Origin of the sequence: Sphingomonas sp. CCH9-E2 (assembly GCF_001557215.1) — a bacterium.
In the GTDB taxonomy this organism is placed as follows: Bacteria; Pseudomonadota; Alphaproteobacteria; order Sphingomonadales; family Sphingomonadaceae; genus Sphingomonas.
Map to the genome: position 1 here is coordinate 1 of NZ_LSJM01000453.1, position 6,839 is coordinate 6,839.

The window sequence follows — 6,839 nt, forward strand, 5'->3', positions numbered from 1 at the left end:
CCCCCGCCGACATCGCCTATCGCATCGGCGACGCTGCGTTCGTGGGCGACACCTTGTTCATGCCCGACTATGGCACCGCGCGCGCCGATTTCCCGGGTGGTGACGCACGGACGCTGTACCGCTCGATCCGCAAGCTGCTGTCGCTGCCGGACGATACGCGCCTGTTCCTGTGCCACGACTACAAGGCGCCGGGCCGCGAAGACTATCGCTGGGAAACCACCGTCGCCGCGCAACGCCGCGACAGCGTGCATGTCCATGACGGGGTGAGCGAGGACGCGTTCGTCGCCATGCGCGAAGCACGCGACGCGACGCTGGCGGTGCCAAGACTGCTGCTCCCCTCGATCCAGGTCAATGTCCGCGCGGGACAGCTCCCGGAAGCGGAGGACAATGGCGTTCGCTATCTGCGCATCCCGGTAAAGCGGCGCAGCGCATAGCGCCACGCGCGCGTCGGGGGTTTACTCGAATGCCGTCAGGATCGGGCAGCCTTCGCCCTCCCCCGCCGCACAGCGCACTGCCAGCGCCTCCAGCGCGGCGCGCGCCTCGGCCAGCCGTGCCATCTGCACGTCGATCGCGGCAATGCGGTCGCGCGCCAGTGCCTGCGCCCGCGCGCGATCCTCACCAGCATTGAGCGTCAGCAACTCGCCAATCTGAGCCAATGTAAACCCCGCGCCCGCCGCAGTCCGGATGAAACGCAACCGCGCCACATCCGCCGCGCCATACCGCCGCACGCCCCCGACCCGGCTCGGTTCGTTCAGCAGGCCGCGCCGTTGATAGAAGCGGATCGTCTCGACCCCCACGCCCGCCGTCCTGGCTAGTCCCCCAATCGTCATGTCATTCACAACTTGACTCCGTACCATGGTACGGACCCTATCTGGTGTGGGTACGTTCGATATCCAAGGAGTTCGTCATGCCCACCAAGCCGACCGCCAGCCTCTACCGCATGGTCATGCCCGGCCATATCTGCCCCTATGGTCTCAAGGCCAAGGCGCTGCTGGAGCGCAAGGGCTATGCCGTCGAGGACCATTGGTTGAAGACCCGCGCCGAAACCGACGCCTTCAAGGCCGAACACGGCGTCGCGACCACGCCGCAGACCTTTATCGACGGGCAACGCATCGGCGGATATGACGACCTCCGCCGCCAGTTCGGCCTGCACGTGCGCGCAAAGGGCGAGACCAGCTACGCCCCGGTGATCGCGCTGTTCGGGATGATGGCCCTGCTGGCGCTCGCCGCCAGCCATGCCGCCTATGGCTCCCCGTTCACCATCCGCGCGGCGGAATGGTTCATCTCCTTCAGCATGGTCGCACTCGCCATCCAGAAGCTCCGCGATGTCGAAAGCTTCTCGACCATGTTCCTGGGTTACGACCTGCTCGCGCGGCGCTGGGTGCCTTATGCTTATATCTATCCATTCGCGGAGGGCGCGGCCGGCGTGCTGATGACGGCACAGGCGCTGCACTGGCTGTCGATCCCGCTCGCCGCGTTCATCGGCAGCGTCGGCGCGGTGTCGGTGTTCAAGGCGGTCTATGTCGAAAAGCGCGAACTCAAATGCGCCTGCATGGGCGGCGACAGCAATGTGCCGCTCGGCTTCATCTCGCTGACCGAAAATGTGATGATGGTGGCGATGGCGGTATGGATGCTGCTGCGCTGATCAGCCGCGCGCCGTCACCATCCGCCGCGCCTCGGCGAGGCCAGCCGCGAGGATGTCGGCGCCATCGGGCACCAGCACACCCGGCTCCAGCTGCCAGCGCGGTCGGTCCTGCACGTCATAAACCGGCTCGGCCGAATATTGCAGATCGAACCCGGTCCGGTTGAGCCGCAGCGGGAACACCGCCGCGCCCAACTGCATCATCGGCGTCCCCACGATCCGCGCCCGGCCCAGCCCGCGCATGCCCATCGGGAACCCCTCGGCCATGCTCGCGCTCCAGCGGTCGCACAGCACGACCACCGGGCGGTCATAGGTGAACGGCCCGCGCGGCTCGACCCATTCGGTCCACGGCGCGCTGAGCCCACGCCCGGCCCGCCGCCGCATCAGCGCATAGGGCGCGCGGGTCGTAATGAACCGCCCCATAATCGGCCGCGCGACGGCGGTATCGCCCCCGCCATTGCCGCGCACGTCGATGATCAGCGCCGGGGCATCACGCAGCTCGGCCAGCGCCGCATCGAACGCCGCCGTCGCCGCATAATCGCCAAAGCTGCGGATCGCGATCATACCGATCCCGCCCTCCAGCCGCCGGTGCGCGATGGTCGCCGGTTCCGCCCGCTGCGGGATCGGAACCGCGACCTCCCCCTTCCCCGCCACCGCGAACTGCCGCGCCATCGCGCGCTTGCCCGCCACCACCGCGTTGATCGCGAACCGGTCCGCCGCCGGATCGGGCCGCGCCAAACAGGTCAGCGCCGCCGCCTTGATCGCATCGCTCACGGGCACGCCATCGACTGCGGTCACGACATCGCCGATCGCCAGCCCCGCTGCACTTGCCCCAGAGTCCGGAGCAACATTGGTCACGCGCAGGCCATCCGCGCTGCGCTCCACGAGCAGGTCGAACGGGGGCATCCGGGGAATGCCGTTCGGCCCGCTGCGCACCGATGTGTGCGGGTCGTAGAGTTCGCCCAGCGCCGCGCGCAGGACATGCGCGAAATCGTTCCAGCTCGGCGCGGCAATCGCGCGCGGGCGATAGACGCGGCGCACCTTGTCCCAGTCGGTCGCCTTCTCACCAAAGAAGCAATAGCGGTCGCGCAGCGTCTCCCACATCTCGTCGAAATCCTGCGCGAGCGTGACATCGCGCGGCGGCTCCTGCGCCCGAACGGCCAACGGAAGGACGGGAAGCGCAAGGCCGGCGGCAAGGCCGCGCAGCGCGGCGCGGCGATCGATCATGGTCATGGGACGGACGTAGCAGGCCGCTACCTTGTCTTCAACTACAGCCGTAGTCGCAACAATTAGCCCTCGCGGGCTGGAAGCGTCAGGACGAAGCGCGCGCCCTGACCCGGTGCGCTGTCCACGGTGATATCACCGCCCATCGCCCGGGCCAGCCGCCGCGCGATGTAGAGGCCGAGGCCACTGCCACCCGGCTCGGTCGGATCGACGCGCCCGAATTTCTCGAAGATGCGGGCGTGATCCTCCGGCGCAATCCCCTTGCCCTGATCCGCGACGATGACGCAGCCAAGCGGCCCCTCGCGCTCCAGCCGTACCCAGACCGACCCGCCCGGCGGCGAATAGCGCAGCGCGTTGCCGATCAGATTGACCATGATCTGCAGCACGCGGCGGAACTCGCCGGTCGCAGGCAGGCGCTCGTCCGCCTTGGGCTTGTCGATCCGCACATCCGCCTCGCTCGCGCGCACGGCGAGCAGGCCAGCGGCGCGGCGCGCGATATCGGCCAGGTCGATCGGCTCGGCCTCCACCTCGAAATCGTCGCGCTCGACGGCGGTCAGGTCGGCCAGGTCATCGACCAGCGACAGCAAATGCCGCCCGGCATTGGCGATGTCGCCGGCATATTCGGCATAATCGGTGCGCAACGGCCCTTCGATCTGCGCGCTGATGCTGTCGGCATTGGCGATGATGCGGCTCAACGGCTTGCGCAGCGCACGGTCGAGCCGCTGGCCGAACTCGCTGGTGAACACGGCTTCGGGTGCTGCCGGCGGGTGCGCCTGCGCGTCCGCGTCCGCATCGATCATCTCCGCCGCGCCGGTGAAGCCGGCAAAGCGCAACTGCGCATCGACGCGCGGGCTGGCAGACAGTCGCACGCGACGCCCGGTACCGCGCAGTTCCGCCACCTGGCCCTCGAACCGCCCCTGCTCCGCCGCTGCGGTCAGGATCGGCAGCGCGCCCTCATCATCCGCCTCCAGCGCGAACAGCAACGTCAGCGGCTGGCCCAGCATCTTGCCGGCGTCGAAACCGTAGCGCGCCCCCGCCTCCAGCGAGAGGTGCGTCAGCCGCATCGCCGAATCGCATTCCCACACCCAATCGGCGTCGGTGCGCAGGAAGTCATCCTCGCGGCCCTCATCCGCCGCGGCGCGCCACGCGGCGCGCGGACGCCAGCCGCTGACTTCCAGCCGCACGCCGTCACTATCGGGCTCGGCACGAACCCACAGGTCGATATCATCCTCGCCATCCGCAGCGACGATGTTGCGCGAAATCGCGATGCCCAGCCGCTGCGCCAGCCGCGCGATCGACGCGATCTGCGGCACCGCGACCGGCTCGCCCTGCTTGCCGCCCGCGCGCGCGTTCAGGTCCGACAGGCGCGGTTCGGCATCGAGCAGCCGCCCGTCGCGCCCGACCCGGCCGATCGCCACCGGCACATGCGGGTCCATCGCGTTCATGCCGCGCCTCCCAGCGCCTGCACCGCCGCGCGATAATCGCCCGGCAGCCGCAGCCCCGCCAGCGCCGCCCGCGCGTCATCGACCCCAACCGCCATGATCGTGTCGAGCGTCTCGGCAAAGGCCTCGATATCGCGGCGCGGATCGGCTTCGGTCAGTGCCAGGCCCAGTCGCGCAATCGCCCCCCGGTCCAGATCCAGCGCACGCAACGCGACCCACAGCCGCCCGCTGCCTGCATCGAGCGCCAGGCCGCGCGCGACGGCATAATCCACCCCCAACGCATGGGCGAGGAGCCCCGCGAACAGCGTCACCCGCCGGTCGCCGAGCGCTTCGTTGAGCAATTCGGGCAGCTCGTCCGGCTGCGCATCGATCGCGACCGCCAGCCGCATCACTGCCGCCTCGACCCGGTCGCCCTCGTCATGCGCGGCCAGGCTGCGCTGCGCCGCTTCGGCCAGCACGCGATCGAGCGCGGCGACATCGGGCGGGGCAAGCTGCGCAGTCGCGGTGACGCGCGCACGCAACGCGGCGGCCACCCACCACACCAGCTTGTGATGCAGTTCGGCGGGCAGATCGGTCTGCGGCAATGGCCCCGCTTCGGGCAGGCTGCGACGGCGGCTCTCGGCGATCAGCACGCCCATCGCGCTTTGCGCCAGCACCCGGTCGGGATGCTGGACGAAGCGGTTGATCAGGCTCGGTCGTTCAGGGTCGTCATGCGCCTGCACCGGCATGCCGCTCGCCAGCAGCTCCTGCCGCACCTGCGCGATCAGCTCCGCCATCAGCTCGGCGTCGCGCAGCAGGCCCGACTCGCTCAGCGCGGCAAACACGCCATCGGCCTCGGCGAGCACGGCGGCGAGATCGGTCTCTCCCTGCACCTGCAGCTGCCGCACGCCATGGTCGCGAATCTCGCCCTCGACCGTATCGACCAATGCGCGCAGCAGGCGACCCAGCCCGACTCGCGTCCGCTCGTCCAGCCGGTGCGATTCGGGAAGGAAAAAATCGTCGATCGCCGTCGCCAGCCCCCGGTAAGCGGCAGCGTCCGCACCCGCGGCATGCGCGAGCAACGTGCGGGCGCCCCGAATGGCGGCGCCATCACTCATGTCGACATTGGGGTCGGACATGGTCTCCGGAATAACGGAATGCGGTTAAGGTCGCCCTAAGGCTTTTCCCGCCTGCTCTCAACCGCTGCGGCGAGCGTCGCGAATGCGTAAAGCGCAATCAGCGCCAGTCCCCAGCTCACCCGCCCAGCAATCGCAAAGGGCGTGACGAGCAGCAGATAGGCCGCCGGACTGCCCCACCAGCGGCGGATCACCGCCTGGCTGCGCTCGGCAATCGCGGTCGCGGCAATCGTCACCAACGCCAGGATCGTGCCGTCGAGCGTCGAGTCGATCCTCATTTCGCTGAGGCCCAGCGCCCCCACGACCGCGCCGACGATCGCGCCGATCAGCGCCTCCTGCAGCAGCGCGCGCTTTTCCTCACCACGCAGCGCCGACAGCGCCGCGCCGGTGGCCAGCGCCGCCACGCCCGGAATCGCGATCCCCGCGCCCCAGGCAAAGCCGAACGCGATCAGCGCCACCGCTCCGGCCCCGGTCACCGCGCCGCCCGCCATCAACAGCCATCCGGGCACACCCTTCTCGACCACCTTGGGCAGCACCCAGCGCGCAACGCGGGTAAAGACATGGCGGTCGGCCCAGCTCGTCCGCCGTTCGGTCAGCGCGGCGAGCACCGCATTGCTGCGGCTGGCCAGCGCCGCGCCCTCGCGCTCGACGCCATGCCCGGCGCGTACTGCGCTCGTCGACAGCGGCAGCTGCTCCGCCCCCGCCTGCACGATCGCGCGCAGCAGGGTCGACTGGAAATCATAATCTGGCGGGAAGTCGGCGATATCCTTGATCCGCTGCGCCGGCGTGCGCGCGACCCCAGCCCAGCAGCTGCGCGCATCGATCCGCTCCAGTGACGCAGCGGGGTCCTGCGTCACTAGGATCGCGTCCTTGCCCTCACCCGCCATGCGATCGATCACATCGTCGGTAGTGACCAGCGCGTCGGCGACCACCACGACATGCGCCAACGGATGCACCCGCGCCGCCGCTTCCGCCGCCGATCGCACGATATCGACCGGCACCCCGCGCTTCGCCGCCCGGCTGACCGCGCCGAGTAAGGCCGGTGTGACCCGGCTGACGGCGACCAGAATATGCCCGGCACCCGCGCCGACCAGCAACCGCGCCTGATATTCGAGCAGGGTCATGCCCCCGAACGGCAGCGTCGCGGCGAGCACCCCCGCGCGATCGCCCGCATCCTCCGTCGCAAAGATCAGCCCCGCCAGCATGTTGATCCGGTTAGGCGAATTGATTCGGCGGGGGAAGCACCCAATTCCTCCCCCAGCTTGCTGGGGGAGGTGGCAGCGCGAAGCGCTGACGGAGGGGCCGCCGCTGCAAGCGGCGGAATTTTGCCGAGCTGCCCACGGCTGTCTACGCAGCCGCCCCTCCACCACCCGCTGCGCGGGCGGTCCCCCTCCCCTGCTGCGCAGGGGAGGAATG

The 6,839-nt window shown here is 69.5% G+C and carries 6 protein-coding genes and 1 pseudogene; 2 read left to right on the top strand and 5 right to left on the bottom strand.

Going from position 1 to position 6,839, the window contains the following annotated elements; all coding sequences use genetic code 11:
• Nucleotides 1–434 (top strand): annotated as a pseudogene (locus tag AX681_RS22705) (MBL fold metallo-hydrolase); the annotation flags it as partial.
• 21 nt (nt 435–455) lie between these two features.
• Here AX681_RS22705 and AX681_RS20125 read toward each other — a convergent pair.
• Nucleotides 456–830: a MerR family transcriptional regulator gene (locus AX681_RS20125; RefSeq protein WP_066657001.1), complete on the bottom strand. Its 375-nt coding sequence runs from the start codon at nt 828–830 to the stop codon at nt 456–458.
• Nucleotides 831–907: 77 nt separating this feature from the next.
• On the opposite strand from AX681_RS20125, the gene AX681_RS20130 reads away from it, so the two are divergent.
• A complete protein-coding gene (locus tag AX681_RS20130) occupies nt 908–1,645 on the top strand; it encodes a glutaredoxin family protein (protein ID WP_066657004.1) in 738 nt (245 codons plus the stop codon).
• Here AX681_RS20130 and AX681_RS20135 read toward each other — a convergent pair whose 3' ends face one another.
• The 4 genes from AX681_RS20135 to AX681_RS20150 are packed head-to-tail and all read right to left on the bottom strand — an operon-like array spanning nt 1,646 to nt 6,628.
• Nucleotides 1,646–2,875 carry a S41 family peptidase gene (locus AX681_RS20135; protein WP_197421807.1) on the bottom strand — a complete coding sequence of 410 codons (1,230 nt, stop codon included), beginning with the start codon at nt 2,873–2,875 and terminating at the stop codon, nt 1,646–1,648.
• 56 nt (nt 2,876–2,931) lie between these two features.
• Nucleotides 2,932–4,311: a sensor histidine kinase gene (locus tag AX681_RS20140; RefSeq protein WP_066657007.1), complete on the bottom strand. Its 1,380-nt coding sequence runs from the start codon at nt 4,309–4,311 to the stop codon at nt 2,932–2,934.
• Nucleotides 4,308–5,426 (bottom strand): DUF2336 domain-containing protein, encoded by a 1,119-nt coding sequence (locus AX681_RS20145; RefSeq protein WP_066682687.1) that lies wholly within the window; start codon nt 5,424–5,426, stop codon nt 4,308–4,310. The genes AX681_RS20140 and AX681_RS20145 overlap by 4 nt, the downstream gene beginning before the upstream one ends.
• Before the next feature lie 35 nt (nt 5,427–5,461).
• Nucleotides 5,462–6,628, bottom strand: coding sequence for a hypothetical protein (locus tag AX681_RS20150; RefSeq protein ID WP_066658276.1), 1,167 nt, complete (start codon nt 6,626–6,628; stop codon nt 5,462–5,464).
• Nucleotides 6,629–6,839 lie beyond the last annotated feature (211 nt).